The 26,742-nt window shown below is 64.9% G+C and carries 26 protein-coding genes; 12 read left to right on the top strand and 14 right to left on the bottom strand.

The window, feature by feature from the left end:
• Positions 1-153: 153 nt before the first annotated feature.
• Both ACFFWD_RS38450 and ACFFWD_RS38445 read right to left on the bottom strand, forming a co-directional pair.
• A complete protein-coding gene (locus ACFFWD_RS38450; protein WP_376974574.1) occupies positions 154-858 on the bottom strand; it encodes an SIMPL domain-containing protein in 705 nt (234 codons plus the stop codon).
• A gap of 5 nt (positions 859-863) precedes the next feature.
• Positions 864-1,577, bottom strand: coding sequence for a GyrI-like domain-containing protein (locus ACFFWD_RS38445; RefSeq protein ID WP_376974573.1), 714 nt, complete (start codon positions 1,575-1,577; stop codon positions 864-866).
• A gap of 181 nt (positions 1,578-1,758) precedes the next feature.
• Here ACFFWD_RS38445 and dapF point away from each other — a divergent pair, with 181 nt between their 5' ends.
• Together dapF and mtaB are read left to right on the top strand one after the other, a co-directional pair.
• Positions 1,759-2,631 carry a diaminopimelate epimerase gene (dapF, locus tag ACFFWD_RS38440; RefSeq protein WP_376974572.1) on the top strand — a complete coding sequence of 291 codons (873 nt, stop codon included), beginning with the start codon at positions 1,759-1,761 and terminating at the stop codon, positions 2,629-2,631.
• A gap of 5 nt (positions 2,632-2,636) precedes the next feature.
• On the top strand, positions 2,637-3,902 hold the full coding sequence (gene mtaB, locus ACFFWD_RS38435) for a tRNA (N(6)-L-threonylcarbamoyladenosine(37)-C(2))-methylthiotransferase MtaB (RefSeq protein WP_376974571.1): 1,266 nt from the start codon (positions 2,637-2,639) through the stop codon (positions 3,900-3,902).
• Between the two features lie 225 nt (positions 3,903-4,127).
• Here mtaB and ACFFWD_RS38430 read toward each other — a convergent pair whose 3' ends face one another.
• Together ACFFWD_RS38430 and ACFFWD_RS38425 are read right to left on the bottom strand one after the other, a co-directional pair.
• On the bottom strand, positions 4,128-5,261 hold the full coding sequence (locus ACFFWD_RS38430) for a DUF2336 domain-containing protein (protein WP_376974570.1): 1,134 nt from the start codon (positions 5,259-5,261) through the stop codon (positions 4,128-4,130).
• Positions 5,262-5,388: 127 nt separating this feature from the next.
• The gene (locus tag ACFFWD_RS38425) at positions 5,389-6,072 is read right to left on the bottom strand and encodes an RluA family pseudouridine synthase (protein WP_376974569.1); all 684 of its coding nucleotides are present in this window, start codon (positions 6,070-6,072) and stop codon (positions 5,389-5,391) included.
• 67 nt (positions 6,073-6,139) lie between these two features.
• Between ACFFWD_RS38425 and ftsY the strand changes: the two genes are divergently transcribed.
• Complete coding sequence (gene ftsY / locus ACFFWD_RS38420; RefSeq protein ID WP_376974568.1) at positions 6,140-7,084, top strand: signal recognition particle-docking protein FtsY; 945 nt, start codon at positions 6,140-6,142, stop codon at positions 7,082-7,084.
• Positions 7,085-7,243: 159 nt separating this feature from the next.
• Positions 7,244-7,843 carry a septation protein A gene (locus ACFFWD_RS38415; RefSeq protein ID WP_376974567.1) on the top strand — a complete coding sequence of 200 codons (600 nt, stop codon included), beginning with the start codon at positions 7,244-7,246 and terminating at the stop codon, positions 7,841-7,843.
• 52 nt (positions 7,844-7,895) lie between these two features.
• On the opposite strand, the gene ACFFWD_RS38410 is transcribed toward ACFFWD_RS38415, so the two are convergent.
• The 6 genes from ACFFWD_RS38410 to ccmA all read right to left on the bottom strand — a co-directional run bounded on the left by ACFFWD_RS38410 (position 7,896) and on the right by ccmA (position 11,665).
• Entirely contained in the window at positions 7,896-8,273 is a 378-nt protein-coding gene (locus tag ACFFWD_RS38410; protein WP_376974566.1) for a ComEA family DNA-binding protein, read from the bottom strand.
• 172 nt (positions 8,274-8,445) lie between these two features.
• Positions 8,446-9,039: a DsbE family thiol:disulfide interchange protein gene (locus tag ACFFWD_RS38405; RefSeq protein WP_376974565.1), complete on the bottom strand. Its 594-nt coding sequence runs from the start codon at positions 9,037-9,039 to the stop codon at positions 8,446-8,448.
• The gene (gene ccmD / locus ACFFWD_RS38400) at positions 9,039-9,215 is read right to left on the bottom strand and encodes a heme exporter protein CcmD (RefSeq protein ID WP_376974564.1); all 177 of its coding nucleotides are present in this window, start codon (positions 9,213-9,215) and stop codon (positions 9,039-9,041) included. The genes ACFFWD_RS38405 and ccmD overlap by 1 nt, the downstream gene beginning before the upstream one ends.
• 3 nt (positions 9,216-9,218) lie before the next feature.
• The gene (locus ACFFWD_RS38395; RefSeq protein WP_376974563.1) at positions 9,219-10,010 is read right to left on the bottom strand and encodes a heme ABC transporter permease; all 792 of its coding nucleotides are present in this window, start codon (positions 10,008-10,010) and stop codon (positions 9,219-9,221) included.
• A gap of 76 nt (positions 10,011-10,086) precedes the next feature.
• A complete protein-coding gene (gene ccmB, locus ACFFWD_RS38390; RefSeq protein ID WP_376974562.1) occupies positions 10,087-10,755 on the bottom strand; it encodes a heme exporter protein CcmB in 669 nt (222 codons plus the stop codon).
• Between the two features lie 307 nt (positions 10,756-11,062).
• A complete protein-coding gene (gene ccmA, locus ACFFWD_RS38385) occupies positions 11,063-11,665 on the bottom strand; it encodes a heme ABC exporter ATP-binding protein CcmA (RefSeq protein WP_376974561.1) in 603 nt (200 codons plus the stop codon).
• Between the two features lie 235 nt (positions 11,666-11,900).
• Here ccmA and acnA point away from each other — a divergent pair, with 235 nt between their 5' ends.
• The 3 genes from acnA to ACFFWD_RS38370 all read left to right on the top strand — a co-directional run bounded on the left by acnA (position 11,901) and on the right by ACFFWD_RS38370 (position 16,448).
• Complete coding sequence (gene acnA / locus ACFFWD_RS38380; RefSeq protein ID WP_376974560.1) at positions 11,901-14,621, top strand: aconitate hydratase AcnA; 2,721 nt, start codon at positions 11,901-11,903, stop codon at positions 14,619-14,621.
• 177 nt (positions 14,622-14,798) lie between these two features.
• Complete coding sequence (locus ACFFWD_RS38375; RefSeq protein WP_376974559.1) at positions 14,799-15,560, top strand: DUF1223 domain-containing protein; 762 nt, start codon at positions 14,799-14,801, stop codon at positions 15,558-15,560.
• Positions 15,561-16,076: 516 nt separating this feature from the next.
• Positions 16,077-16,448, top strand: a complete 372-nt coding sequence (locus ACFFWD_RS38370) for a DUF2794 domain-containing protein (RefSeq protein ID WP_376974558.1) — start codon at positions 16,077-16,079, stop codon at positions 16,446-16,448.
• A 114-nt stretch (positions 16,449-16,562) separates the two neighbouring features.
• Here the strand turns inward: ACFFWD_RS38370 and ACFFWD_RS38365 are convergent, their stop codons facing one another.
• From ACFFWD_RS38365 to ACFFWD_RS38350, 4 genes are all read right to left on the bottom strand, one after another.
• Positions 16,563-17,096: a GNAT family N-acetyltransferase gene (locus ACFFWD_RS38365; protein ID WP_376974557.1), complete on the bottom strand. Its 534-nt coding sequence runs from the start codon at positions 17,094-17,096 to the stop codon at positions 16,563-16,565.
• Between the two features lie 83 nt (positions 17,097-17,179).
• Positions 17,180-17,971: a Bax inhibitor-1/YccA family protein gene (locus tag ACFFWD_RS38360; protein WP_376974556.1), complete on the bottom strand. Its 792-nt coding sequence runs from the start codon at positions 17,969-17,971 to the stop codon at positions 17,180-17,182.
• Positions 17,972-18,206: 235 nt separating this feature from the next.
• Entirely contained in the window at positions 18,207-20,777 is a 2,571-nt protein-coding gene (locus ACFFWD_RS38355; protein ID WP_376974555.1) for an ABC transporter permease, read from the bottom strand.
• A complete protein-coding gene (locus ACFFWD_RS38350) occupies positions 20,774-21,493 on the bottom strand; it encodes an ABC transporter ATP-binding protein (RefSeq protein WP_376974554.1) in 720 nt (239 codons plus the stop codon). The genes ACFFWD_RS38355 and ACFFWD_RS38350 overlap by 4 nt, the downstream gene beginning before the upstream one ends.
• Before the next feature lie 55 nt (positions 21,494-21,548).
• Here ACFFWD_RS38350 and ACFFWD_RS38345 point away from each other — a divergent pair, with 55 nt between their 5' ends.
• The 5 genes from ACFFWD_RS38345 to sucC all read left to right on the top strand — a co-directional run bounded on the left by ACFFWD_RS38345 (position 21,549) and on the right by sucC (position 26,741).
• A complete protein-coding gene (locus ACFFWD_RS38345; RefSeq protein ID WP_376974577.1) occupies positions 21,549-22,196 on the top strand; it encodes an arylesterase in 648 nt (215 codons plus the stop codon).
• Positions 22,197-22,363: 167 nt separating this feature from the next.
• A complete protein-coding gene (gene thpR / locus ACFFWD_RS38340) occupies positions 22,364-22,900 on the top strand; it encodes an RNA 2',3'-cyclic phosphodiesterase (protein WP_376974553.1) in 537 nt (178 codons plus the stop codon).
• A 133-nt stretch (positions 22,901-23,033) separates the two neighbouring features.
• Positions 23,034-24,221, top strand: coding sequence for a cell division protein ZapE (gene zapE / locus ACFFWD_RS38335; protein WP_376974552.1), 1,188 nt, complete (start codon positions 23,034-23,036; stop codon positions 24,219-24,221).
• Between the two features lie 185 nt (positions 24,222-24,406).
• Positions 24,407-25,375 (top strand): malate dehydrogenase, encoded by a 969-nt coding sequence (gene mdh / locus ACFFWD_RS38330; RefSeq protein ID WP_376974551.1) that lies wholly within the window; start codon positions 24,407-24,409, stop codon positions 25,373-25,375.
• A gap of 169 nt (positions 25,376-25,544) precedes the next feature.
• Complete coding sequence (gene sucC / locus ACFFWD_RS38325) at positions 25,545-26,741, top strand: ADP-forming succinate--CoA ligase subunit beta (protein WP_376974550.1); 1,197 nt, start codon at positions 25,545-25,547, stop codon at positions 26,739-26,741.
• Position 26,742: the final 1 nt, after the last annotated feature.

Here is a 26,742-nt window from a genome sequence, read left to right as displayed (position 1 = left end):
TTTGCACAACCTCATTCTGGCACACTGATGCCGTAGGGGGCCGTCCACCCCATCAACCACAGGATTGCGTCGCTCGGATTGGCTGTGGCCACAGCTCTCAAGACAATTGACGACGGTGTTAATGGGTCCCGGCCTGCGCCGGGACGACAATGACTACTTCGCTCTGATCGCCCAGGACACGCTCACGCTCACCGCGAGCGTCTCTTCGCCCTGCGCTACCGGCGCGCCGGAGGCGGCCATCGGCGCGGCCACCTTGCCGCGATACATCGGCGTGGGGGCGCCGGTTTCCTCGGAGATGCTGATCGGTTCGCCGAGCGTCACGCCGGCGGCCTTCGCGTAGATCTCCGCCTTGCGGCGCGCGTCGGCGATCGCCTTGTCGCGGGCCTCGTCCAGCACCTTCGAAGCCTGCGACACCACGAAATTGATTCCGGTGATCTCGTTGGCGCCGGCGCCCACCAGCACGTCGATCACATTGGCGACCTTGGCGACATCGCGGACCTTGATGGTGACGCGGTTGCTGGCGCGGTAGCCGATGATGTTGGTCGGACCGTTGCGGTCGGGCGCATATTTCGGTTGCAGCGACAGCCGCGAGGTCTGGTAGTCCTTGTCGTCGATGCCGGCGCCCTTGAGCGCGGCCAGCACCTTGGCCATCGCTGCGTTGTTGGCGTCGGACGCTTCGCGTGCGGTCTTGGCGTCTGATGTGACGCCGCCGTCGACCTGCGCCTGGTCGGGCGCGACCGAAATGGTGGCATCACCGATGACGGAAATCGAAGGCGGGGGGACCAGCGGCATCTGCGCCAAAGCGGGCGTGGCAAGCAGCATCAGGCCGAGGGAGGCGACGGGGAGGGTAAATTTCATGGATCTCACTTCAGTGGGACGTAAACATTGATCACCAGCTTGTCTTCCGCGGTCTTCAGCGGATCGGTGATGTATTCCTCGATGAACGTGTCCTTGGCTTCCAGTTTCTTGTCGTCGAGGTGATTGGTGATCGCCTCATAGGTATTGTCCATGTTGTCGTAGGAACCACGATGGACGAACTTCAACGCCTTGCCGTCGGGCGAGGTTCCCATGCTCATGTTCTTGCCGAGGCTCTTCACCTCCTGGTCGACCGGAATTTCGGCGATGAAGGTGAAGCCGGTGTCATCGGTCGAGGTGTAGACGATCATCGGATTGCCTGACGTCTTGACGCCCTGCTTGTCGAGCTGCGCGGTGAGGGCCTTGAAGGCATCGATCACGGCATCGAAGGCCGCATCCCAATTGGCGTTGCCCTTCAGCGCCACGACCTTCTTCGGCTCCAGCGTGAACGGCTCGCCGAACGGATCGGCGGTCTGGACCGGTGCCGCGGGCGGCGGCGCCGGGGTCTGGGCAGCGGCCGGGCTATCGGCCGGCGACTTGGTCTCGGCGGGCGGCGGGACCGGCGTGGCCGAAGGCGCCGGGGTTGGGGTCGGCGACGGGCTTGCCGCCGGCGAGGGGGAGGCTGCCGGAGGCGACTGGGCGGGTGCCGGGTCGGCCAGCGCAATCGCGGCCAATGGGAGCAGCGCGACCAGGGCCGCGCGGAACGTGCTGATACGGTTCATTCGGTATTCTCCATCCCCATCCCTCGCGGCCGCTCGATCGGTCCCGGCGCACGCCCGCAAGGTGCGATATTCCTAACACGCAAGTTCCGCATTCGTCCCATGACAGATGCGTCATACCCGCCTGCAGGCTGGCCAATAGGGCATCACTCGCCATATAAGCGGGCAGAAATTGGGAAAATCCATGAGCACGCTCGCCAACCACGCCTTCGCCAAGATGAACGGCATCGGCAACGAGATCGTCGTCGTCGACCTGCGCGATTCCAAGGCGCAGGTTTCGGCGGAGGAGGCGCGTGCGGTGGCCTCGCCCGCCGGTGTGCCCTATGACCAGCTCATGGTGCTGCAGCCGCCGCGGCTGGAGGGCACCGAAGCGTTCATCAAGATCTACAACAATGACGGTTCCGAAGCCGGCGCCTGCGGCAACGGCATGCGCTGCGTGGTGCGCCGCGTGTTCGAGAAGACCGGCCAGACCGCGGCGACCTTCGAGACCCGCGCCGGCCTGCTCAATTGCTGGCAGGGCCCGGCGCCGGATCTCTACACCGTCGACATGGGCGCGCCGAAGTTCGGCTGGCAGGACATTCCGCTGGCGGAGGAATTCCGCGACACGCGCTACATCGAACTGCAGGTCGGACCGATCGACAACCCGGTGCTGCATTCGCCGTCGGTGGTCTCGATGGGCAATCCGCATGCGATCTTCTGGGTCGATGACGTCAACGCTTACGACCTCGAGCGCTTCGGGCCGCTCCTGGAAAATCATCCGATCTTCCCGGACCGCGCCAACATCACGCTCGCCCATATCGTCGACCGCGATCACATCACGATCCGCACCTGGGAGCGCGGCGTCGGGCTGACCAGGGCCTGCGGCTCGGCAACGTGTGCTACCGCGGTCGCTGCGGCGCGGTTGAAGCGCGCCAACCGTGTTGTGCAAATTGCGTCTCCCGGCGGCGAACTATCAATCGAATGGCGCGAGCGCGACGACCACGTATTGATGACGGGCACGGCGACATTCGAATATGAAGGCTGCTTCGATCCGGCGCTGTTCGCCAACATCGTCTGACGACGATGAGCGTCGACGTCGTCACCTTCGGCTGCCGCCTCAATGCATTCGAATCCGAGGTGATTCGTTGTGAGGCCGAGCAGGCCGGACTTGCCGACACCATCGTTATCAACAGTTGCGCCGTCACCAACGAGGCGGTGGCCCAGGCGCGGCAGTCGATCCGCCGGCTGAAGCGCGAGCGGCCCAAAGCGCGCATCGTCGTCACCGGCTGCGCGGCGCAGACGCAAGGCCGGATGTTCGCCGAGATGGCCGAGGTCGACCGCGTCGTCGGCAATGACGAGAAGATGCGCAGCGAGGCCTGGCGCGAGACCCGCGCGGTGTTCGACGCGGGCTTTGGCATCGAGAGCAGCGAGAAGATCGCGGTCGCCGACATCATGGCGGTGACGGAGATGGCGCCGCATCTGCTCGACGGCTTCGAGCGCGGCCTGCCGCGGGTGTTCGTGCAGGTGCAGAACGGCTGCGACCATCGCTGCACCTTCTGCATTATCCCCTATGGCCGCGGCAATTCACGCTCGGTGCCGATGGGCGCGGTGGTCGATCAGGTCCGCGCGCTGGTCGAGCGCGGCCACGCCGAGATCGTGCTGACCGGCGTCGACCTCACGAGCTACGGCGCCGACCTGCCGGGCGCGCCGAGGCTTGGCCAATTGACCAGGCAGATCCTGCGGCACGTGCCCGAATTGAAGCGGCTGCGCATCTCCTCGATCGATTCGATCGAGGCCGACCGCGACCTGCTCGACGTCGTCGCCAGCGATGCGCGGCTGATGCCGCATTTGCATTTGTCGCTGCAATCCGGCGACGACATGATCCTCAAGCGCATGAAGCGCCGCCATTCGCGCCAGGACGCGATCGATTTCTGCGCGCGGCTGCGCCGCTTGCGGCCGGATATTGCCTTCGGCGCCGACATCATCGCGGGCTTCCCGACCGAGACCGAGGAGATGTTCGCGCGCTCGCTTACCTTGGTCGAGGAGTGCGATCTCACCTTCCTGCACGTGTTTCCCTATTCCAGGCGTCCGGGGACGCCGGCTGCGCGGATGCCGCAGGTCGCAGGCGGCGTCATCAAGGAACGGGCGCGGCGTTTGCGTGCAGCCGGTGACGCAGCGCTACTGCGGCGGCTCGCGGCGGAGGTCGGCGCGACGCGCGAGGTGCTGATCGAGAGTGACCGGCAGGGCCGTACCGAGCACTTCCTCCCCGTTGCAATCGACGGTGATGTGCCGGGCGCGGTGCGGACGCTGACCATCAAGGGTCATGACGGCGCGCGGCTGACCGCGTGAGGGCAATGTCGGTCTAAAGCGCGATGGTTTTGGTTGAATCGACCTGTCCGCAGGCTCGCTTCACCTCTCCCGCTTGCGGGGGAGGTCGACGCGCGCAGCGCGGCGGGTGGGGGCTCTCTCCACAGTGCGACTCGTGGCGATACCCCCACCCCAGCCCTCCCCCGCAAGCGGGAGAGGGAGCGCAGAGTCTTCGCGGCGCCACTTCAACCTTAATCTTATTATGCTCTAATGGCTGCCGGGTTGCGGCGAGTGAGTGGAACGGACCTGCCAGAAGCGGAGCAGCCGATCGGCGTTGTCGCGCGTCATCTTGGTGAACTGGCCCTTCGCCTTGACGAGTTCGACCGGCCCCATGGTTCCCGTCGAATAACGACACTCCATCACGGCGGCGGTGGTCTCCCAGCTCAGCCCGGCGGCGCGGCAGGGCACGAGCAGGCCTTCGCCGCGAAGGCTTTGCATCAGCGGGCGGATCACCTCGACGCTCGAATGCGAGAGGTGCGCCAGCGCGACCATGGTCTCCTCGTATTTCCGTTGCCTGGCGAAGCCGAGCAGGACGGCCTCGTTCAGCTCGCCGCTCTCCTTGAGTTTTGCGACGTGCCGCTTGGCCGCCGTGAAGTCGCGAACCCGCGACATGTCGCGCTCGACACCGGCGGCAACCGCCGCGATCGCGTGACGGATCTCCTCGAACAGATGCGGCGGGGCGCGCTCCAAGAGCCGGCCGCGAACTGTGTCCGTGGCGTCGTGCAAGAGCTGCAGGCGGAGGTCGGAAGGCAGGTCAGCACGCACGCCGGTCTCGACCGCAAGGTCGGGGTCGTGCTCGGCCTGCGCGAGAATGATGGCAAAGCCGCCTGGCGAAACCCGCGCACCGGGATTACTGACGAGCCGGTGGCTGACGCTCGCAAAGCGCCGCGCCAGCAGCGCGTCGGTGACGGCTTCCTTGAGCCACCAGCGGCCGGCGACCGCGAGCAGGTGCTGTTCGCTCTTGGTCTGTGCGATCTCGACCAGATCGTCCGGGCTGAGGCGCGAGGATTCCTGCAGGATCGGCCGTGCGATCCTGATCTCGTCGTTCCGGGCAAGGCGGCGAACGATCGTGGGCGGCGCTTGCGCAACCGGCGCGAGCTGTTCGCTGATCTCGGTGAGCGCCATGCGGGCACTGATATCGGCGAGGGCGCGGAGCTCGATGGTCTTGACCAGCCGCTCCAGCACGTTGTCGAACAGCTCGATCTGTTCGCTGTTGAAGCCGCCGGCGGACGCCAGGAAGAGGTCGGTGACGCGCTTGGCCGTCGCAACGCATTTTTCGGCGGAGCCGGCGCGAATCGCTGCCTCGACCTCGTCGACAATGGATTGCCCGGCATTCAGCATTGCTCGTCCTGAGCCCGTCTCGCGTGTGCTTTTTCTAAGCCAGATTTCAGGTCTACCGGACGGTACTAAACGTTTCGTAAAGGATAATGGGCCAACTCGGACCGACCGTTGGATCCCACCGCGGCCGCTACTGACCGTTCCAGCCGCAGGCTCGCAGCCGCTCCTGCATGTGCTCCGGCGCCGGCGCGACCACGTGCACCGGCGCTTTGTTCTTCGAGATCGGGATGCCGATTTCGCGGGAGTGCAGGTGCAGGATCGGCTCGCCGAAGCGCGGGCCGTTGCCGTAGATGTTGTCGCCGACAATCGGCCAGCCCGCGGCGGCCGAATGCACCCGAAGCTGATGGGTACGGCCGGTGACCGGCTCCATCGCGAGCCAGGTGAGGCCGTTGCCGCGTCCCAGCACCTTCCAGTTGGTGACCGCCTTCTGTCCTTGCGGATCCGGCTTCTGCCACCAGCCGCGCTCGGCATTGAGGCGCCCGAGCGGAAGGTCGATGGTGCCTTCATCTTCGGCAGGGCCGCCCTCGACCACGGTCCAGTAGGTCTTCGAGATCTTGCCGTGCTTGAACAGGAGTCCGAGCGAGGCGGTCGCCTTGCGGTGGCGGCCGAGCACGAGACAGCCGGAGGTGTCCTTGTCCAGCCGATGCGCCAGCACCGGCGGCCGCGGCAGGCCGAAGCGCAGCGCGTCGAAGGATGCCTCCAGATTGGGCCCGCCCTTGGGGCCGCGATGGACCGGCAGCCCGGCCGGCTTGTCGATGACCAGCATCAGCCCGTCGCGGTGGAGCACCCGCGCCTGGATTTCTTCCGCGGTCATTTGGGGAACATCGATCAATTCGTCGAGACTTTCGTTTATGGGCCGAAACGGCTAACACACCCGCGCCATGAACGATACCACTGCGGGAACTCCCAAACAGAGCTGGTGGCAGCGGCTGAAAGGCGGCCTGAAGCGGACCTCCGGTGCGCTCGGGACGGCCGTCGCCGATCTCGTCACCAAGCGCAAGCTCGATCGCGCCATGCTCGATGACATCGAGGATGTGCTGCTGCGCGCCGACCTCGGCACCGAGGTCGCGGTGCGCATTGCCGAGGCCGTCGGCAAGGGCCGTTACGACAAGGCGATCTCCGCCGACGAGGTCAAGGAGGTGGTCGCGACCGAGGTCGAGCAGGTGCTGGCGCCGGTGGCGCTGCCGCTTGAGATCGATGCGGCGAAAAAGCCGTTCGTCATCCTCGTGGTCGGCGTCAACGGCTCCGGCAAGACCACGACGATCGGCAAGCTTGCGGCAAAGTTCGCCGCCGAGGGCCGCAAGGTCATGCTCGCCGCCGGCGACACCTTCCGCGCCGCCGCGATCGAGCAGTTGAAGGTCTGGGGCGAGCGCACCAAGTCGCCGGTCATCGCGGGCGCGCAGGGCTCGGATTCCGCGAGCCTTGCCTTCAATGCGCTGACGGCGGCGACCGAGCAGCAGCGCGACGTGCTGCTGATCGATACCGCCGGCCGCCTGCAGAACAAGTCCGAGTTGATGAACGAGCTCGAGAAGGTCGTGCGTGTCATCAAGAAGGTCGATGCCTCGGCGCCGCATGCGGTGCTGCTCGTGCTCGATGCCACGGTGGGACAAAATGCGCTGTCGCAGGTCGAGGCGTTTCATCGTACGGCAGGTGTCACCGGCCTCGTGATGACGAAGCTCGACGGCACCGCGCGCGGCGGCATCCTGGTGGCGCTGTCGGAGAAGCACAAGCTGCCGGTGCATTTCATCGGCGTCGGCGAAGGCGTCGAGGATCTCGCGCCCTTCACGGCGAAGGACTTTGCCAAGGCGATTGCGGGAATCGAGTAATTCATCCATCGAGACGCGTGCAAATGTGCGCTCCTCAGGCAATAACGGCAAAGCCGTTATGCAGGGATGACTCTGAGATACGAAAGGTCGTCATGCTGAGGGGGCGCGAAGCGCCGTCTCGAAGGATGGCCAAGACACGAGCTTGATGGACTGATTTTGATGGACAAGACCCAGCCGCATCCGCTGTTCAAGCTCGCGACCGAACTCGGGCCGCTGCTCGTTTTCTTTGTCGCCAACGCAAAATACCATCTGTTCGTCGCGACCGGCGCCTTCATGGTCGCGATCGTGGCGGCGATGATCGCGTCCTATGTGGTGACGAAGCACGTTCCGATCATGGCGATGGTGACAGGCGCGATCGTGCTCGTGTTCGGCACGTTGACGCTGGTGCTGCACGACGAGACCTTCATCAAGGTCAAGCCGACCATCATCTACGGCCTGTTCGCGGCGGTGCTTGGCGGCGGGTTGCTGTTCGGCCGCTCCTTCATCGCCATCATGTTCGACCAGATGTTCAATCTGACGCCGCAGGGTTGGCGCATCCTCACCATGCGCTGGGCGCTGTTCTTTGCCGGCATGGCGATCTTGAACGAGATCGTCTGGCGCACGCAGACTACGGATGTCTGGGTGAACTTCAAGGTGTTCGGCGTCACGCCGCTGACCATGGTCTTCGCAATCGCCCAGATGCCACTGACCAAGCGCTACCACCTCGAGCCGGTGTCGCTGGAAACGAGCGAGGCAGAGGCCGGCGATCTGCGGAAGTAAATCCGAACGCAGCGCGGGCGATTGCGCCGCGCTGCGTCGGAGGCATCAGAGATCAGCTCTTCTGCTTGGCGATGATCTTGTCCTTGATCTTGTCGTAGGTCGCCTGCGGCAGGATGTTCTTCTGCACCAGTTCATCCTTGCCCTTGTAGGGGCGGCCCTTGATGATCGCGGCCGAGTAGGCCTTGCCGACGCCGGGCAGCGCGTCGAGCTGGTCGGCGCTGGCGCTGTTGATGTCGAGCGGGTCGTCCTTCGTCATCCCCGTCGTCTTGGTGTCGGGGGCCGCCGCTTTCGGGGCGGGAGCCATCATCTTGTTTTCGGATTTGGCGGTGGGCGTGGCCGGCTGCGTGCCCTGGGCCATCGACGGCGTGGCCGTCATCATGCCGAGCGCGAGCGTGGTGGCGAGAAGTGAAGCGAGCGTGGTCTTGCGCATATGTCCCCTCCAGAGGAACGAGTTGAAGTCAACGCTGCTGAGTTAGGAATGCGTTCGTGGCGGTGCCATGGCCGTGAAATGAACGGCAGATAAACGCGTCGAATTATTTTGTCGCAGGTTTTTCTCGCGTCATTGCTGCTCGCGCTTCATACGCTGCGAAACGATGACGCGGTTACTTTCCCGCTTGCAGCGCTTTCTCGATCTCGGCCTTGAGCACGCGGTCGACGTTGTCAGGCGTCACCGGGCCGACCAGCTTGTAGACGATCGTGCCCTCGCGCCCGACCACGAAGGTCTCGGGCACACCATAGACGCCCCATTCGATCGAGGCGCGGCCGTTGCCGTCGACGCCGACGATGCCGAACGGATTGCCATAGCGGCCGAGGAAGCGGCGCGCATTGTCGGGCGCGTCCTTGTAGTTGATGCCGATGATCTGGAAGCGCTTGTCCTTGCCGAGCTCGGTCAACAGCGGCGCCTCGTCATGGCACGGCACGCACCATGACGCCCAGACGTTGACGACGCTGACCTTGCCCTTGAATGCGGCGGGGTCGAGCCCGGGCACCTGCGCGCCGTCTTTCATCAGGCCATCGAGCGCGGGCAGCGCGGTTTGCGGCGCCGGCCGGCCGATCAGGGCCGATGGAATCTTCGAGGGATCGCCGCCATAGAGCCGCAGCAGGAACAGCGCCGCGAGCGCCAGGAAGACGATCAGCGGCAGTGCCACCAGCCAGCGCCGGCCTTGCGGCGGCGAGTTTGTTGTCTGTTCGCTCATCATGCATCCGTCGCGCTTCGGCCGGAGCGACGGGTCATGCCGCTGGCCTCGATCTCCCGCAAGCGCGCCTGCTGTCGGCGATAGTCGGCGATGATCCAGACGATTAGGAGCAGCACCACGACTGCGACCAGCACGTAGCACGTCACGATGAAGGAGGCGTAGGGACCAAGCGACATGGGTCAGGTCGCCCCAATTTCTTTTGACGCGTTTTCTTCACGCGAGCCGGTGCCCGCTTCGCTCGAAAACGCGATGCGGCTGGCCTGCATCATCTGCAGGCTGCGCACGCGACGGCGCAGGATCTCGTTGCGCATTGCCGCCAGATGCATCGTGATGAACAGCAGCGAGAACGCGATCGCCATCACCAGAAGCGGCCACAGGAAGGCCTTGTCGAGCGTCGATCCGCCCATCCGGATCACGGAGGCCGGCTGATGCAGTGTGTTCCACCAATCGACCGAGAACTTGATGATCGGGATATTGATCGCGCCGACCAGGGTGAGGACCGCCGCCGCCCGCGCCGCGCGGGAGGGATCCTCCACCGCGCGCCACAGCGCCATCAGGCCGAGATACATCAGGAACAGGATCAAGACCGATGTCAGCCGCGCATCCCATTCCCAATAGGTGCCCCACATCGGCCGGCCCCACAGCGAGCCGGTGACGAGCGCGAGGAAGGTGAAGGCGGCGCCGATTGGCGCGGCGGCCTTTGCGGCGACGTCCGCGAGGGGGTGCCGCCACACCAGCGTGCCGAGTGCGGCCACGCTCATCACGCCCCAGACGAACATCGACAGCCACGCGTTCGGCACGTGGATGAACATGATCTTCACCGTGGCGCCCTGCTGGTAGTCGTCGGGCGCCATTGCCGACTGGTAGAGACCGATCGCAAGCAGGATCGCGGTCGCGCCCGCCAGCCACGGCAGGATGCGCGCGGTCAGCGCCAGAAACTTGGTCGGGTTGGCAAGGTCGATCAGCGTCATGGCACCGTGATAATCGTCTGATGGGTCGCAGGCAATTGGCCGAAAAGCTCTCGTCAAGAATTGATCAGGCGCGATCTCAGTCGAGCCCGTGCCGCAGGCTCGCGGCTGCGGCAAATGGTCCGATCACGAAACTGACCAGCGACAGCGCGCACAGGATCGAGAACGGTGTTCCAAACGACATCGGGCCCGTGATCGCCGCCTGCGAGGCGGCGACGCCGAAGATCAGCACCGGGATCGACAGCGGCAGCACCAGCACCGCCAGCAACAGCCCGCCGCGATGCAGCGTCATCGCGAGCGCCGCACCGATCATGCCGGTGAAGGTCAGCGCCGGCGTTCCCGCCAGCAGCGTCAGCGCCACGGCCAGCGTTGCGGCCGCGTCGAGATTGAGCAGCAGGCCGAGCGCCGGGGTTGCGACGATCAGCGGCAGCCCGGCGGCGAGCCAATGCGCCAGCGCCTTGGCCGCGCAGGCGAGTTCCAGCGGGGTCCGGCTCATCACGATCAGGTCGAGCGAGCCGTCGTCATGGTCGGCGGTGAACAGGCGATCCAGCGTCAGCAGGCTCGCCAATAGCGCGCCGAGCCAGAGGATGGCGGGCCCAAGCCGCGACAGCAGCGCGAGGTCCGGCCCAACCGCGAACGGCATCAGCACGGTGACGGTGAGGAAGAACAAGACGCCGATCAGCGCGCCGCCGCCGACGCGCAGCGCGATCCTGATGTCGCGGCGGATCAATGCGGCGAGGGCGGTCATGCGACACCTCGGCTGTTTGTGCAGTGAGAGCCCACGTCTTGCCGCGCAATCGCTGCGCTCCCTCCCCCCTTGCGGGGGAGGGCGGGGGAGAGGGGGGGCCCCGGGCGAGAGGTTCGATGGAATCGCCGGTCCGGCAATCTCGGTTGCTTGCCATTGAGAGAGCACGTCGTGTGGCACCCCTCTCCATAGCCGAAGCTTTGCTTCGGCGTCCTTTTAATAGACGGCCGCCGAAGGCGGCCTATGCCCTCCCCCGCAAGCGGGGAGGGGACGGAGAGACCTTTGCCCCATGACAAAAAATGTCGCTCGCTCATCCCCCGCCTCCCATCCGCAAGTCGCGCGCGTCGATCCCGAGCGGCAAGTGGGTGGCCGCGACGATGATGCCGCCGCCGGCGAGGTGCTCGCGCATCAACCGTACGAACAGCTCCTGCCCGGCGGTGTCGAGTGCGGAGGTCGGCTCGTCCAGAAGCCAGACCGGCCGGCGCACCGTGAGCAGGCGGGCGATCGACAGCCTCCGGCGCTGGCCGGCCGACAAATAGGCCGCCGGCAGGTGCGCGGCATGGTCGAGTGCGACGGCGGCCAGGCAATGCGTTGCATCCTGCGCCTTGCCGCCGAGGAACTCGCGCCAGAATGAGAGGTTTTCCGCGACGCTCAGCGCCGGCTTCAAAGCGTCACGGTGGCCAAGATAGTGGGCCTGTTCGGGCAAGCTCAGCTCATCCTCGCCACCTTCAAGCGCGACCACCCCATCTGCGGGAACCAGGAGCCCCGCGACGACGCGCAACAGCGAGGTCTTGCCCGATCCGTTCGGACCCGTGACGGCAAGCGCTTCGCCGGAGGAGGTCGCGAAGTCGAGTCCGGAAAACACCTCCCGGCCGCCGCGCACGCATTTCAGATTTCGTCCCGAGAGCCGCATCGTTCTTCTGTCACAGCCCTCTGAAACCTGTGGCTACCGCGTAAGAATTTTTGGGTCGCGCAACGCTGTCGCACGCTTGTCGGTGTGGCGGTGCTTCTAGAAAGATTCTATAAGCCCGGAACTTGATGCAGCACACAATCGGCGGCCGCAAGCCATCAGCCCACCTCAGGCTCTCGTTGGTTGCCGGTGTTTTAATACCCTTGCCGGGTATAACTGAGAACTAGGATTTCCTCGCATGACATCGCTCGACAGCTTCAAATGCCGCAAGACCCTGAAGGTCGGTGGCAAGACCTACGTCTATTACAGCCTGCCCCAGGCAGAGAAGAACGGACTGAAGGGCATTTCGAAGCTGCCGTACTCGATGAAGGTTCTGCTCGAGAACCTGCTGCGCAACGAAGACGGCCGCACCGTGAAGAAGGACGACATCGTCGCGGTGTCGAAGTGGCTGAAGAAGCGTCAGCTCGAGCATGAGATCGCCTTCCGTCCGGCGCGCGTGCTGATGCAGGATTTCACCGGCGTTCCGGCCGTGGTCGACCTCGCGGCGATGCGCAATGCGATGCAGAAGCTCGGCGGCGATGCCGAGAAGATCAATCCGCTGGTGCCGGTCGATCTCGTCATCGACCACTCGGTCATCGTCAACTTCTTCGGTGACAACAAGGCGTTCGCGAAGAACGTCACCGAGGAATACAAGCAGAACCAGGAGCGCTACGAGTTCCTGAAATGGGGCCAGAAGGCGTTCTCGAACTTCTCGGTGGTGCCGCCCGGCACCGGCATCTGCCACCAGGTCAATCTCGAATATCTCGCGCAGACGGTGTGGACCAAGAAGGAGAAGATGACGGTCGGCAAGAAGACCGGCACCTTCGAGGTCGCCTATCCCGACTCGCTCGTCGGCACCGACTCGCACACGACAATGGTCAACGGTCTCGCCGTGCTCGGCTGGGGCGTCGGCGGCATCGAGGCGGAAGCCTGCATGCTTGGCCAGCCGCTGTCGATGCTGCTGCCGGAAGTGGTCGGCTTCAAGCTCAAGGGCCAGCTCAAGGAAGGCGTCACCGCGACCGACCTCGTGCTCACCGTCACGCAGATGCTGCGCAAGCAGGGCGTGGTCGGCAAGTTCGTCGAGTTCTTCGGCCCCGGCCTCGATTACCTCTCGGTGGCGGACAAGGCGACGATCGGCAACATGGCGCCCGAATACGGCGCGACCTGCGGCTTCTTCCCGGTCGATGCCGCGACCATCGATTACCTGAAGACCTCGGGCCGCAAGGCCGACCGCGTCAAGCTGGTCGCCTCCTACGCCAAGGCGCAGGGCCTGTTCCGCACTGCCAAGTCGGCTGATCCGGTGTTCACCACGACGCTGACGCTCGACCTCGGTGACGTCGTGCCGTCGATGGCCGGACCGAAGCGCCCCGAAGGCCGCATCGCGCTGCCGGCGGTGTCGTCCGGTTTCGCCACCGCGCTGACCAGCGAATACAAGAAGCCCGAAGGCGAATCGAATCGCCATGCCGTCGAAGGCCGCGATTTCGACCTCGGCCATGGCGACGTCGTGATCGCGGCGATCACCTCCTGCACCAACACCTCGAACCCGAGCGTGTTGATCGGCGCCGGCCTCTTGGCGCGCAACGCGGCGGCCAAGGGCCTGAAGGCCAAGCCGTGGGTGAAGACCTCGCTCGCGCCGGGCAGCCAGGTGGTCGCCGAATATCTCGCCAATTCCGGCCTGCAGAAGGACCTCGACAAGGTCGGCTTCAACCTGGTCGGCTTCGGCTGCACCACCTGCATCGGCAATTCCGGTCCGCTGCCGGAAGAGATTTCGAAGTCGATCAACGACAACGGCATCGTTGCCGCCGCCGTGCTGTCGGGCAACCGCAACTTCGAAGGCCGCGTCTCGCCCGACGTGCAGGCGAACTATCTCGCCTCGCCGCCGCTGGTCGTTGCCCACGCGCTCGCCGGCACCGTGACCAAGGATCTCGCGGTCGAGCCGATCGGCACCGGCAACGACGGCAAGCCGGTGTTCCTGAAGGACATCTGGCCGACCGCGAAGGAGATCAACGCCTTCATGAAGAAGTACGTCACCGCGACGATCTTCAAGAAGAAGTATGCCGACGTGTTCAAGGGCGACACCAACTGGCGCAAGATCAAGACCACCGAAAGCGAGACCTATCGCTGGAACATGAGCTCGACCTATGTGCAGAACCCGCCCTATTTCGAGGGCATGAAGAAGGAGCCGGAGCCGACCACCGACGTGGTCGATGCGCGCATCCTTGCGATGTTCGGCGACAAGATCACCACCGACCACATCTCCCCGGCCGGTTCGATCAAGCTGACCTCGCCCGCCGGCAAGTTCCTGAGCGAGCACCAGGTGCGTCCGGCCGACTTCAACCAGTACGGCACGCGGCGCGGCAACCATGAGGTCATGATGCGCGGCACGTTTGCCAACATCCGCATCAAGAACTTCATGCTGAAGGGCGCCGACGGCAACATTCCGGAAGGCGGTCTGACCAAGCATTGGCCCGACGGCGAACAGATGTCGATCTACGACGCGGCGATGAAGTACCAGGCCGAAGGCGTGCCGCTGGTGGTGTTCGCCGGCGCCGAATACGGCAACGGTTCGTCGCGCGACTGGGCCGCGAAGGGCACCCGCCTGCTCGGCGTGCGTGCGGTGATCTGCCAGAGCTTCGAGCGCATCCACCGCTCCAACCTGGTCGGCATGGGCGTGCTTCCGCTCACCTTCCAGGAAGGCACGTCGTGGTCGTCGCTCGGCTTGAAGGGCGACGAGAAGGTCACGATCCGCGGGCTGCAGGGTGATTTGAGGCCGCGCCAGACGCTGACCGCCGAGATCGTCTCCAGCAACGGTGCCAAGCAGAACGTCCCGCTGCTCTGCCGCATCGATACGCTCGACGAGCTCGACTACTACCGCAACGGCGGCATCCTGCATTACGTGCTGCGCAAACTTGCGGCCTAACGCGGATTTGTGATCGGCGCCTCACTGCTTAGTGAGTGGCGACCAAAAAGAAGGCGGCCTATGAAAAAGGCCGCTTTCTCGCGTTTTGGGGCACGCCGAAAGGGGACACTTTCGATCAAGGGACACGGTCATGCCCCGTACAAATACGGATGGAAATCATCACCACCGGTTCGCACTATGACAGCGATGATGGCCTATAATTGTATCTCGCGATGGTCGAGCGCCCTTGGTATCTGCGCAATCGTCGCGATCATCCGCCCCGCCCACGCCGATCCGCGTGCTGTCGTCGAACTCTTCACCTCGCAGGGATGCTCGTCCTGTCCGCCCGCGGACAAGATCGTCGGTGAACTCGCGAAGGATCCCAACGTCATCGCGCTCAGCATGCCGATCGACTACTGGGACTATCTCGGCTGGAAGGACACCCTAGCCGACTCCCGCTTCAGTGCGCGCCAGAAGGCCTACTCGCATATGCGCGGCGATCGCGATGTCTATACGCCGCAAATGGTGGTGAACGGCTCGGCGCATGTCATCGGCAGCGATCGTACTGCAATCGACAATGCGATCAGGAACACCGACAAGGCCAGCGGCGTGATGTCGGTGCCGGTGACGCTGACATTGTCGGGCAAGCAGATCAACGTCTCGGTGGCCGCCGCCAAGGCGCCGACCGCGGCGCGCGGCGAGGTCTGGATCTGCTCGATCTCGAAGGCGGTGCCGATCTCGATCGGTCGCGGCGAGAATCGCGGACGTGAGATCACCTACCACAACGTTGTGCGCAATCTCCTGAAGGTCGGCGACTGGAATGGGTCGTCCGGCAGTTGGACCGTGCCGCTGGAGAACATCACACGCGACGGCGTGGACGCAGCGGCGGTCTATGTTCAGGATGGCAATCGCGACAAGCCCGGGCCGATGCTCGGCGCAGCGTTCACGTCGCTGCATTGATCGGTTCGGTCGCGTCATTCCGCCACAGGCGTCTGCGCGACCGGCATCCAGACAATCTTTGAAACGCAACCTTTGAAACGAATGCGAGCTTGCGTCGGCGCGTCGTGATCGCGCGATGCCGCGCATACCCCCCAAAAACAAAAAGGACCAACTTTCGTTGGCCCAGTGTTGGGATTACTCCCCTGCGAACAGGCCCGATCCCGACGGCCCCGGGGGGCTGGGGGCTGAGGAATCCGGAACCGAAAGGACCGGGCCAACGCAGGATTGTCTTGTCGCAGGGCAGCGGGGCGGTCGATTGGCGGAAGTGGGGCAGCAATATGATTCTGCTAACGTTCCCGTGAATCTTTTCCGCCGCCAATCGGACGTGCCCCAGCGCCGTAACGCACTGGATGGCATGGCGAATGGGCCCTTGCGGCGCCCCCGACTTAGCGCGATCATGTCAGCCTCGTGACGGTCCCGAAAGGTGGGACCCGATTTTCGGAGCAGGATCGTCACCGAGATGACAGGAGGCGCTCGATGAGTTTGATCTCGGAGGACACCGATCCGAGCGGGAACCGCGCCGTGGCGCGCCCCGCCGCTACGGCACCCCAGCCCAATCGCGTCACGTTCAATCGTCTAGAGCTCAACCGAATTCTCAATCTGTATGGCCGCATGGTCGCCGATGGCGAATGGCGCGACTATGCGATCGACTTCCTGAAGGACCGTGCGGTGTTCTCGGTGTTTCGCCGCGCGTCCGAAGTGCCGATCTACCGCATCGAGAAAGACCCACGGCTCGCGCGCAAGCAGGGCATGTACAGCGTGATCTCGGCGACCGGGCTGATCCTGCGCCGCGGCCACGAGCTGGAGCGCGTGCTGCTGGTCATCGACCGCAAGCTGGCGCTGGTGTAGGCGCGAAGTTCTACGCCACGTAGCCCGGATGCAGCGAAGCGCAATCCGGGGAAGGGTCGTCCGCCCGTTCGATTTTTCCCGGATTGCGCTGCGCTCCATCCGGGCTGCGAAATTCTACTCGTCCGCCGGCACCGTCGTCGCGCCCTCGCCGAGCGCGCGCTGCATCATCACGGTATCGAGCCAGCGGCCGAACTTCAGGCCGACGCTCGGATGGGTTCCGATCATCTGGAAGCCGCATTTGCGATGGACGCCGATCGAGCCGGCATTGGCGGAATCGCCGATCACCGCGATCATCTGCCGGAAGCCGCGCGCCTCGCACTCGCTGATCAGGCGCTGCATCAGCGCAAGGCCGATGCCGCGGCGGTGGGTGGATGGATCCAGATAGACCGAGTTCTCCACCGTGAAGCGATAGGCGGGCCGCGGCCGGTACGGGCCGGCATAGGCGTAGCCAAGCGCGCGACCGTCGCGCACGGCGACGAGATAGGGAAAGCCGCCGTCCATCAGCGCCCGGTAGCGGCGCGTCATCTCGGTGAGATCAGGCGGGATCAGCTCGAACGTCGCGGTGCCGAAGCGCACGGCCTGCTCGTAGATCGCGGTGATGGCGGGGAGGTCGGCCTCGGTGGTGGGCCTGATTTCTGCGTTCGACATGCCGCAAGATTATTTTTGCCCTGCGCAAAAGAAAAGCCCCGGCCGCAAGGCCGGGGCTTCGATCGATCCACTCGCCTGGGCGCTTAGTCGCGCTGGCCGAGCAGCTGCAGGAGCAGCGTGAACAGGTTGATGAAGTTCAGGTAGAGCGAGAGTGCGCCGGTGATCGCTGCACGCTCGGCCACCACGCCACCCTGCGAGGCGTAGCCGTAGATGTAGTCGTTCTTCAGCCGCTGGGTGTCCCAGGCGGTAAGGCCCGCGAACACCAGCACGCCGACAACAGACACGATGAACTGCAGCGCCGAGCTCGCCAGGAACAGGTTGACCAGGCTCGCGATGATGATGCCGATCAGACCCATGAACAGGAACGAGCCCATGCCGGTCATGTCACGCTTGGTGGTGTAGCCGTAGAGGCTGAGCGCACCGAAGGTCGCCGCGGTGATGAAGAACACGCGCACGATCGAGGTGTGCGTGTACACCAGGAAGATCGACGACAGCGACAGGCCCATCAGCGCCGAGAACACCCAGAACAGCAACTGGGCGGTCGCCGGCTGCAGGCGGTTGATGCCGGCCGAGATGACGAACACCATCACCAGCGGGGCGAGGATGAACAGCCACTTCAGCGGGCTGACGAACATCGCGTAGCCGAACTGTGTCAGATAGGCGTTGCCAAACTTGGCGACGGCAGCGGACTGGTCGCCGGTGACCGCCGCCATGTAGACGCCGAGCGCGGCGAAGCCGGTGATGGCCAGGCCGATGCTCATGTAGTTGTAGATGCGCAGCATGTAGGCGCGCAGACCGGCGTCGACGGCCGCAGCGTCAATGCGCCCGGCGGCCCGGCCGAAAGGAGAAGCGTAGTTGCGGTCTAGGTCCGACATGGTCGAATTCCCGTGGTTGGTCCCGGTGGAGCGCAAGGGATTTGCGGCGCCGGTCGTAAATCTATCTCAGATGGCCCGATTTGCGGAACATTAATTCCGTGTCATCAAATCGTCCATCCGACCCGGTTGGTATGTGGGAAATTAGCACATCCGGTGCAAGCTTCCACGCGCGGCCGAATGTCGCTCTGGCGCCGTATTTATAGGAGAAAGCGGCGTTAACCGCCGCTACAAATTGTCACAAATTCCGCAACACTGAGGCAGGCTTCTGGTTCAGTGCGAGCAGCGTTCCGGCAAGCCCCAGCCCCACGGTGACGACCAGGGCGGCGATCACAACCAGGGCGGCGCTCCCGGCCTGCCAGATGAAGCTCAGCGTCATCAGCCGTGTCACGATCAGCCAGGCCGCAACCGACCCAGCGATGACGCCGAACACGGCGGTTGCAAAACCGATCATCAGATACTCCAGCGCGTAGGCGCCGAGCAGCCGCGCCCTCGTGGCGCCGAGCGTCTTGAGGATGACGGCGTCGTAGACGCGGTGGCGGTGGCCGGCGGCAAGCGCGCCGCCCAGCACCAGGATGGCCGAGATCAGGGTCACGGCGCTGGCGCCGCGGATCGCCAGCACGAGGTTGCTGACGACGCCGCCGATCGTTTCCAGCGCCTCGCGGACCCGCACGCTCGTCACCATCGGGAAGGCGTCGGCGACCTGCTTGATGATGCGGGCGTCGCCGGCCGGGTCCGGATGGGCCTCGGTCAGGGTCGCGACATGGCTGTGCGGCGCGCCCTTGAACGCGTTCGGCGAGAACACCAGTACGAAGTTGATGCCGAGGCCCTGCCAGTCGATGTTGCGGAAGTTGGCGATCCTGGCGGGAATGTCCCGGCCGAGCACGTTGACGATGATTTCGTCGCCGATCTTCAAGCTCAGGCCGTCGGCGATCTTCTTCTCCATCGAGACCAGCGGCGGGCCGCTGTAGTCGTGCCCCCACCATTCGCCCTCGACAACCTTCGAGCCCTTGGGGATCTCGCCGGTATAGGTCAGGCCACGGTCGCTCTGCAGCACCCATTCCGAATCGACGCTCGCCTTGAGCTGGTCGGCCTTGACGCCGCGGGCGCCGACGATGCGCCCGCGCAGCATCGGCACGTCCTCGACGGTCGAATCGGGCGCGGTCTGCTTGAGGAAGGCGCCGAAGCGGTCCGCTTCGGTGGAGGGGATGTCGATGAAATAAAACGACGGCGCACGTTCCGGCAGCGCCGCCAGGAATTGCCGGCGCAGATTGCCGTCGATCTGGGTGATGGTGACGAGCACGGCAAGCCCGAGCCCCAGCGACAGCACCACCGACGGCGTCAGGGCGCCCGGCCGGTGGATGTTGGCGATCGCCAGCCGCAGCATGGTCATGCGGCTGCGCGGCAATCGGCGCGCCACCGCCATCAGGATCTCGGCAATCCCGCGCAAGAGCAGGAACACCGCGATCGACGAGACCACGAACACCGAGGCGATCCGCTTGTCGTAGGCAAGCCCGATCGCAACCGCGATCAAGAGCGCGATCACGACCGCCATCAGCGCGAGATAGCTCCAGCGCGGGCGATGCCATTCGCTGTTGACGGTCTCGCGAAACAGCGCGGCGACCGGGACGTCGTGCACCCGGCCAAGCGGCCACAGGCCGAAGGCGAGCGCGGTGAGCTGGCCGTAGATGAAGGAGAGCGCGAGCTCATCGGGGTGAATCGCCGGCACCACCGGCAGCGGCAGCACGTTGCCGAACAGGCCGACGATGACGAAGGGCTGCGCCGCGCCGAGCGCAAGCCCGATTACGGAGCCGATGCCGGCCAGCACCACGACCTGGGTGAGGTAGATCGTAAAGACGTCGCGGCCGGTGGCGCCGAGCGCCTTGAACGAGGCGATGACGTCGCGGCGGCGGTCGATATGGCTCTTCACGGCGTTGGCGACGCCGACGCCGCCGACGAGCAGCGCGGCGAGGCCGACCAGGGTCAGGAATTGGGTGAACCGGTTGATGGTGCGTTCGAGCTGTGGCGAGGCGTTGCTGCGGCTGCGGACCTCCCAGCCGGCCTCCGGCGCGGCGTTCCGCGCGCCGTCGATCAAGGCCGCCGTGGCGCGATCGTCGTTGGCGCCATCGAGCAGCTTCACCCGATAGATCCAGCGCACCAGGCTGCCGGGTTGCAGCAGGTCGGTGGCGCGCAGGCTCGCTTCGCTGACGAGGAAGCGCGGCCCGAGGCCGACGCCGCCGGCGAGCTTGTCGGGTTCGGCCGCCACCACGCTGCGGATCTGGTAGGTCGCGCTGCCGATGGTGACGCGGTCGCCGAGCTTCAGGTCGAGCCGCGCCAGCAGGGTCGAATCCGCCGCTGCGCCGAAGGCGCCGTCGCGCTCGGCGAGGAGATCGGCAAGCGGCATGTTCGGCTCGAGCGTCAGCTCGCCGAGCAGCGGATATCTGCTGTCGACCGCCTTGAGCTCGACCAACGCCAGCCTGCCGTCGTTGCTGCGCGCCATCGCGCGCAAGGTCGCCGCGACCGAAACGTCGCCGCGCGTGCGCAGGAAGGCGACCTCCTCCGGCTTGGCCTCGCGCTGGATCAGCGAGAACGCGACGTCGCCGCCGAGCAGCGTGCGGCCCTCGCGCGAGAGACCATCGCCGAGGCTTGCGGCGACCGAGCCGACGCCCGCGATCGCCATCACGCCGAGTGCGATGCAGGCGATGAAGACGTAGAAGCCGCGCAGGCCGCCGCGCAATTCACGCAGCGCGTAGCGGAAGGCAAGCGACGACGCGCGGCCCTGGACCGCGACTTCGGACGCGATGCTCATGTCGCGGATCGGCCGTCGATACGGCCGGAGCGCAGCCGCACCACGCGGTCGCAGCGCTGCGCGAGTGAGATGTCATGCGTCACCAGCACCAGCGTCATGCCGCGTTCAGCGTGCTTGGTGAAGAGCAGGTCGACGATCTGCTTGCCCGTCGCCTCATCGAGATTGCCGGTCGGCTCGTCGGCAACGAGGATCGCGGGGTCGGGCGCGAGCGCGCGCGCGATCGCCACGCGCTGCTGCTCGCCGCCGGACAGCTGCGTCGGATAATGATGCAGACGCTCGCCGAGACCAACCGATTGCAGCTCCTGCGCGGCGCGCGCTGCGGCATCGGGGTTGCCGGCGAGCTCGAGCGGCACCGCGACATTCTCCAGCGCCGTCATGGTCGGGATCAGGTGGAACGACTGGAAGACGATGCCGACCTGGCGGCCGCGGAAGCGCGCGAGCGCATCCTCGTCGAGGGCATTGAACGAGGTGCCGTCGACGACCACCTCTCCGCTGTCAGGACGTTCCAGTCCCGCCATCACCATCAGAAGGGTCGACTTGCCCGAGCCCGACGGGCCGATCAGGCCGATGGCTTCGCCCGCTGCCACACGAAGGCTGATATCTTTCAGGATATGAACGCGTGCCGCGCCGGTGCCGAGCGAGAGATTGACGTTCTTGACGGAAATCGTGTCCGGCTCGACGTCGGTCAGTGAAGAGGGTTCGATGAGACTGTCCATGGTTCGGTCATATGGCACTTCCGCCGCCGCGGTCGAGGGCCGGTTGCGCATGTTCGTGCACATACTCGTGTTGATTATGGGCTTGATGACGGCGGCCGGCGCGCCGGCCGAGGCGCAGACCGCAGCAATGGCCAAGCCGATCAAGATGGTCGTGCTGGGCGATTCCTTAAGCGCCGGCTACGGCCTCCCGGGCGCCGCGGCATTTCCGATCCGCCTGCAAAAAGCCTTGGAAGCCAAGGGGATAAAGGTCGACATGGTCAACGCCGGGGTGTCCGGGGATACCTCCTCGGGCGGCCGCGAACGGCTCGACTGGTCGGTGCCCGAGGGAACCGATGCCGTGATCGTCGAGCTCGGCGCCAACGACGCCTTGCGCGGCACCGATCCCGCCGTCACGCGCGCCGCGCTGTCCGACATCATCACAAAGTTGCAGGCGCGCAAGATCGCCGTGCTCCTCTGCGGCATGGTCGCGCCGCCGAATTACGGCAGCGACTACGCGGCAAAATTCAACGCGATCTATCCGGATCTTTCGAAGTCCCTTGGTGTGCCGCTCTATCCGTTCTTCCTCGATGGAGTCGCCGCGGACGCCAAGCTCAATCAGGCCGACGGCATGCACCCGACGGCCGAGGGTGTGGATATCGTCGTGAGGAACATCCTGCCCACGGTGGAGGCACTTCTCGGCGCATTATCCGGGCAACGCAGTTGAAAATCGGGCAGCGGATCGCGACATATCCCATAGGTTTACGACCTGTTAACGCCGCGTGCTTCGCAGAGTCATATAACTCGGGTAAAAAGGGACGTCGGTGATTCGTCACCGAGTCGTTACAGGCGCGGGCTCCCAAACCTCGCGCCCCCGCATCGAGGATTTTTGCGATGCCGCGTTTGTTCACTGGACTGGAAATTCCGGCCGATATCGGCCAAACCCTCTCCAGCTTGCGTGGCGGCCTTCCCGGCGCGCGCTGGATCGATCCCGAAAATTATCACGTCACCTTGCGCTTCATCGGCGATATCGACGACGTCTCCGCCAACGAAATTGCGTCGATGCTGTTTCGGGTGAACCGCAAACCGTTCGAAGTGAGGCTCAGCGGTCTGTCGAGCTTCGGCGGCCGCAAGCCACGGGCAGTGGTTGCTTCCGTCGAGCCAAGCCGGCCGCTGATCGAGCTGCAGGCCGAGCTCGAGCGGATGATGCAGCGGATCGGGCTCGATCCCGAGGGGCGCAAGTTCACGCCGCATGTGACGCTCGCGCGACTGCACGATGCCTCGAGCCAGGATGTTGCGGACTATCTGTCCGTCCGCGGCTACTTCCCGAGCCGCACCTTCATGGCCTCGCGCTTCGTGCTGTTTTCCGCGCGCGCCTCCACCGGCGGCGGCCCCTACGTGGTCGAGGATTCCTACGCGCTTTGCGCGTGAGGCCGGCGCACGTTCCGGGCGCACGGCGGGTCTGTTCGGCCCGCCGTGGTATGCAAGAGCGCGCTGTTGCATACCCATCGTCCCAATTTCACGGCTTGCAATTTTCCGCGCACTAGGGCCGTAAGGTGGGCTCATGCTCACCACCTCGCCCAGTTCCTTCCTTGACCACTACATGGCTCTGGTCGCCTCCGGCGCGATCGAGGCCGATCCGGCGCAGGCGCGCGCCGCGGATGCCTTTGGCGCGCTGGACGAGCGTCTCGCGAGCTACAAGCCGCAGCGCAAGCAGAGCCTGTTCGGCCGGCTGTTCGGCGGCGACAAGGACGCGGAGCCGCCGCGCGGGCTCTACGTCCACGGCGAGGTCGGCCGCGGCAAGACCATGCTGATGGACCTGTTCTTCCAGCAGAGCCCGATCGAGCACAAGCGCCGTGCGCATTTCCACGAATTCATGGCCGAGGCGCACGAGCGCATCTACGGCTATCGCCAGCAGATCGCGCGCGGCGAGATCGCCGACGGCGACGTCATCGCGCTGACCGCGCAGTCGATCTTCGACGAGGCATGGCTACTCTGCTTCGATGAATTCCACGTCACAGACATCGCGGATGCGATGATCCTCGGGCGGCTGTTCGCAAAGCTGTTCGAACTCGGCACCGTGGTGGTCGCGACCTCGAACGTCGCGCCGGAGGATCTCTACAAGGGCGGTCTCAACCGCGCGCTGTTCCTGCCGTTCATTGCGCAGATTTCGGATCACATGGATGTGCTGCGGCTCGATGCGCGCACCGACTTCCGGCTGGAGAAGCTCGCCGGCGCGAAGATGTGGCTGGTGCCCGCGGATGACGCTGCCGATGCCGCGCTCAACGCGGCGTGGCGCAGGATGACCGGCAATGCGCCGCACAAGGCCCGCGCCATCGCGATCAAGGGGCGCGTCCTGACCGTGCCGTGCTCGTCGCACGGCGTCGCGCGCTTCAGCTTTGTGGATCTTTGCGAGAAGCCGCTCGCCGCTTCCGACTATCTGCGGCTTGCGCACGACTACCACACGATCCTGGTCGACCACATTCCGGTGATGGACTACGCCGAGCGCAACGCGGCCAAACGTTTCATCTCGCTGATCGACACGCTCTATGACAATGCCGTGAAGCTGATGGCTTCCGCGGAAGCCGATCCGGTGTCGCTGTATCTGGCCACCGAGGGCGTTGAGGCGATGGAGTTCAAGCGCACGGCCTCTCGTCTGATCGAGATGAGTTCGGAATCCTATTTGGCGCTGCCGCACGGCCGCAAGGATTCGGCGGCGAGCGGCGCAACCACGGGGCTGGTCGAAACCTGAGCTTCGGGCCGCATTTTCGACGTCTTCCTCCGGACGCTGGAATACGCTCGTGGCATGCCTGATCGAATTCCAGGCAGGGCCGGCAATTGGGCAGTCCGCGACTTGAATGGATCATTCGAAAGGGATAACCACCCTTGCAAACAACTTCCCTCCCTCCTGCTACCAGTTCAAAGGACTGATTTCCCATGGCACGCGACAAGATTGCTTTGATTGGCTCCGGTCAGATCGGCGGAACGCTGGCGCACCTCGTCGGCCTCAAGGAACTCGGCGACGTCGTGCTGTTCGATATCGCCGAAGGCGTGCCGCAGGGTAAAGCGCTCGACATCGCGCAGTCCTCGCCGGTCGACGGCTTCGATTCCAATCTCGTCGGCACCAACTCCTATGAAGCACTCGACGGCGCCAAGGTCTGCATCGTCACCGCCGGCGTGCCGCGCAAGCCCGGCATGAGCCGCGACGATCTCCTGAGCATCAACCTCAAGGTCATGGAGCAGGTCGGCGCCGGCATCAAGAAGTACGCCCCCGACGCGTTCGTCATCTGCATCACCAACCCGCTGGATGCGATGGTGTGGGCGCTGCAGAAGGCGTCCGGCCTGCCGCACAAGAAGGTGGTCGGCATGGCCGGCGTGCTCGACTCGGCGCGCTTCCGCTATTTCCTCGCCGACGAATTCAACGTCTCGGTCGAGGACGTCACCGCCTTCGTGCTCGGCGGCCACGGCGACACCATGGTGCCGCTGACCCGCTACTCCACCGTTGCCGGCATTCCGCTGCCCGACCTCGTCAAGATGGGCTGGACCTCGCAGGCCCGCATCGACGAGATCGTCGATCGCACCCGCAATGGCGGCGCCGAGATCGTCAACCTGCTCAAGACCGGCTCCGCCTTCTATGCGCCGGCGGCGTCCGCGATCGCGATGGCCGAGAGCTATCTGCGGGACAAGAAGCGCGTGCTGCCCTGCGCGGCCTACCTCAACGGCGAGTACGGCGTGAAGGACATGTATGTCGGCGTTCCCACCGTGATCGGCTCCAAGGGCGTCGAGCGCGTTGTCGAGATCGAGCTGGCCGGCAAGGACCGCGAGGCGTTCGACAAGTCGGTCGGCGCGGTGCAGGGCCTGGTCGACGCCTGCAAGAAGATCGCCCCCGATCTGCTCGGCAAGTAATCTGGTTTGGCAATCGCCCGATTGGCCGTTTCAATCGACTGTCGGGCACAAGATTATGAAATTCCGGCGAATTTTGTGGTTGCGCTAGCTTTGGTATATGGTATGCCAGTCACAAAGCTGAAGTGAATTCCACGAAATTCGCCGCACGAGGGTTTGGGAGCGTCTTCTCATGAATATCCACGAATACCAGGCCAAGGCCCTGCTGAGTGAATTCGGCGTGGCGATCTCGCGCGGCGTGCCGGTGCTGAAGCCGGAAGAGGCCGACGCGGCGGCAAAGCAGCTTCCGGGCCCGATCTGGGTGGTGAAGAGCCAGATCCATGCCGGCGGCCGCGGCAAGGGCAAGTTCAAGGAGGCTAGCGCCGGCGACAAGGGCGGCGTCCGCATCGCCAAGTCGGTCGCCGAGGTCGCCGAGTTCGCCAAGCAGATGCTGGGCAAGACGCTGGTCACCGTGCAGACCGGCCCGCACGGCAAGCAGGTCAACCGTCTCTACATCGAGGAAGGCTCCGACATCGACAAGGAGTTCTACCTCTCGCTGCTGGTCAACCGCGAAACCTCCGAGGTCTCCTTCGTGGTCTCGACCGAGGGCGGCGTGAACATCGAGGACGTCGCGCATGCGACGCCGGAAAAGATCGTCACCTTCTCGGTCGATCCGGCGACCGGCATCATGCCCCATCATGGTCGCACCGTTGCGCAGGCGCTGAAGCTCAACGGCGACCTCGCCAAGCAGGCCGAGAAGCTGACCAGCCAGCTCTTCGCCGCGTTCGTCGCCAAGGACATGGCGATGCTTGAGATCAATCCGCTCGTCGTCACCAAGCAGGGCCAGCTCCGCGTGCTCGACGCCAAGGTGTCGTTCGACGACAACGCGCTGTTCCGTCACCCCGACGTGGCAGCGCTGCGCGACGAGACCGAGGAAGACGCCAAGGAGATCGAGGCGTCGAAATACGACCTCAACTACGTCGCGCTCGACGGCACGATCGGCTGCATGGTCAACGGCGCCGGCCTCGCGATGGCGACGATGGACATCATCAAGCTCTACGGCATGGAGCCGGCGAACTTCCTCGATGTCGGCGGCGGCGCCAGCGTCGAGAAGGTCGCCGCAGCCTTCAAGATCATCACCGCCGATCCCAATGTGAAGGGTATCCTGGTCAACATCTTCGGCGGTATCATGAAGTGCGACGTGATCGCCGAGGGCGTGGTCGCCGCGGTGAAGCAGGTCGGCCTCAAGGTGCCGCTGGTGGTGCGTCTCGAAGGCACCAATGTCGAGCTGGGCAAGAAGATCATCCGCGAGAGCGGCCTCAACGTCGTGCCCGCCGACAATCTCGATGACGCCGCGCAGAAGATCGTGAAAGCCGTCAAGGGAGGCTAGC

The organism is Bradyrhizobium erythrophlei, assembly GCF_042430365.1.
Taxonomy (GTDB): domain Bacteria; phylum Pseudomonadota; class Alphaproteobacteria; order Rhizobiales; family Xanthobacteraceae; genus Bradyrhizobium; species Bradyrhizobium erythrophlei.
This window is presented reverse-complemented; position numbering and strand designations above follow the sequence as displayed.

Coding starts and splice junctions, on each gene's coding strand:
- ACFFWD_RS38360 (WP_376974556.1), bottom strand. CDS start 17,971: ATGTCGGACCTAGACCGCAACTACGCTTCTCCTTTCGGCCGGGCCGCC.
- ACFFWD_RS38415 (WP_376974567.1), top strand. CDS start 7,244: ATGGACAAGACCCAGCCGCATCCGCTGTTCAAGCTCGCGACCGAACTC.
- ACFFWD_RS38365 (WP_376974557.1), bottom strand. CDS start 17,096: ATGTCGAACGCAGAAATCAGGCCCACCACCGAGGCCGACCTCCCCGCC.
- ACFFWD_RS38430 (WP_376974570.1), bottom strand. CDS start 5,261: ATGCTGAATGCCGGGCAATCCATTGTCGACGAGGTCGAGGCAGCGATT.
- sucC (WP_376974550.1), top strand. CDS start 25,545: ATGAATATCCACGAATACCAGGCCAAGGCCCTGCTGAGTGAATTCGGC.
- zapE (WP_376974552.1), top strand. CDS start 23,034: ATGCTCACCACCTCGCCCAGTTCCTTCCTTGACCACTACATGGCTCTG.
- ACFFWD_RS38425 (WP_376974569.1), bottom strand. CDS start 6,072: ATGACCGCGGAAGAAATCCAGGCGCGGGTGCTCCACCGCGACGGGCTG.
- ACFFWD_RS38375 (WP_376974559.1), top strand. CDS start 14,799: ATGACAGCGATGATGGCCTATAATTGTATCTCGCGATGGTCGAGCGCC.
- ACFFWD_RS38355 (WP_376974555.1), bottom strand. CDS start 20,777: ATGAGCATCGCGTCCGAAGTCGCGGTCCAGGGCCGCGCGTCGTCGCTT.
- ACFFWD_RS38395 (WP_376974563.1), bottom strand. CDS start 10,010: ATGACGCTGATCGACCTTGCCAACCCGACCAAGTTTCTGGCGCTGACC.
- ACFFWD_RS38370 (WP_376974558.1), top strand. CDS start 16,077: ATGAGTTTGATCTCGGAGGACACCGATCCGAGCGGGAACCGCGCCGTG.
- ccmB (WP_376974562.1), bottom strand. CDS start 10,755: ATGACCGCCCTCGCCGCATTGATCCGCCGCGACATCAGGATCGCGCTG.
- ACFFWD_RS38350 (WP_376974554.1), bottom strand. CDS start 21,493: ATGGACAGTCTCATCGAACCCTCTTCACTGACCGACGTCGAGCCGGAC.
- ACFFWD_RS38450 (WP_376974574.1), bottom strand. CDS start 858: ATGAAATTTACCCTCCCCGTCGCCTCCCTCGGCCTGATGCTGCTTGCC.
- thpR (WP_376974553.1), top strand. CDS start 22,364: ATGCCGCGTTTGTTCACTGGACTGGAAATTCCGGCCGATATCGGCCAA.
- mdh (WP_376974551.1), top strand. CDS start 24,407: ATGGCACGCGACAAGATTGCTTTGATTGGCTCCGGTCAGATCGGCGGA.
- dapF (WP_376974572.1), top strand. CDS start 1,759: ATGAGCACGCTCGCCAACCACGCCTTCGCCAAGATGAACGGCATCGGC.
- mtaB (WP_376974571.1), top strand. CDS start 2,637: ATGAGCGTCGACGTCGTCACCTTCGGCTGCCGCCTCAATGCATTCGAA.
- ACFFWD_RS38410 (WP_376974566.1), bottom strand. CDS start 8,273: ATGCGCAAGACCACGCTCGCTTCACTTCTCGCCACCACGCTCGCGCTC.
- ccmD (WP_376974564.1), bottom strand. CDS start 9,215: ATGTCGCTTGGTCCCTACGCCTCCTTCATCGTGACGTGCTACGTGCTG.
- ftsY (WP_376974568.1), top strand. CDS start 6,140: ATGAACGATACCACTGCGGGAACTCCCAAACAGAGCTGGTGGCAGCGG.
- ACFFWD_RS38445 (WP_376974573.1), bottom strand. CDS start 1,577: ATGAACCGTATCAGCACGTTCCGCGCGGCCCTGGTCGCGCTGCTCCCA.
- ACFFWD_RS38405 (WP_376974565.1), bottom strand. CDS start 9,039: ATGAGCGAACAGACAACAAACTCGCCGCCGCAAGGCCGGCGCTGGCTG.
- acnA (WP_376974560.1), top strand. CDS start 11,901: ATGACATCGCTCGACAGCTTCAAATGCCGCAAGACCCTGAAGGTCGGT.
- ccmA (WP_376974561.1), bottom strand. CDS start 11,665: ATGCGGCTCTCGGGACGAAATCTGAAATGCGTGCGCGGCGGCCGGGAG.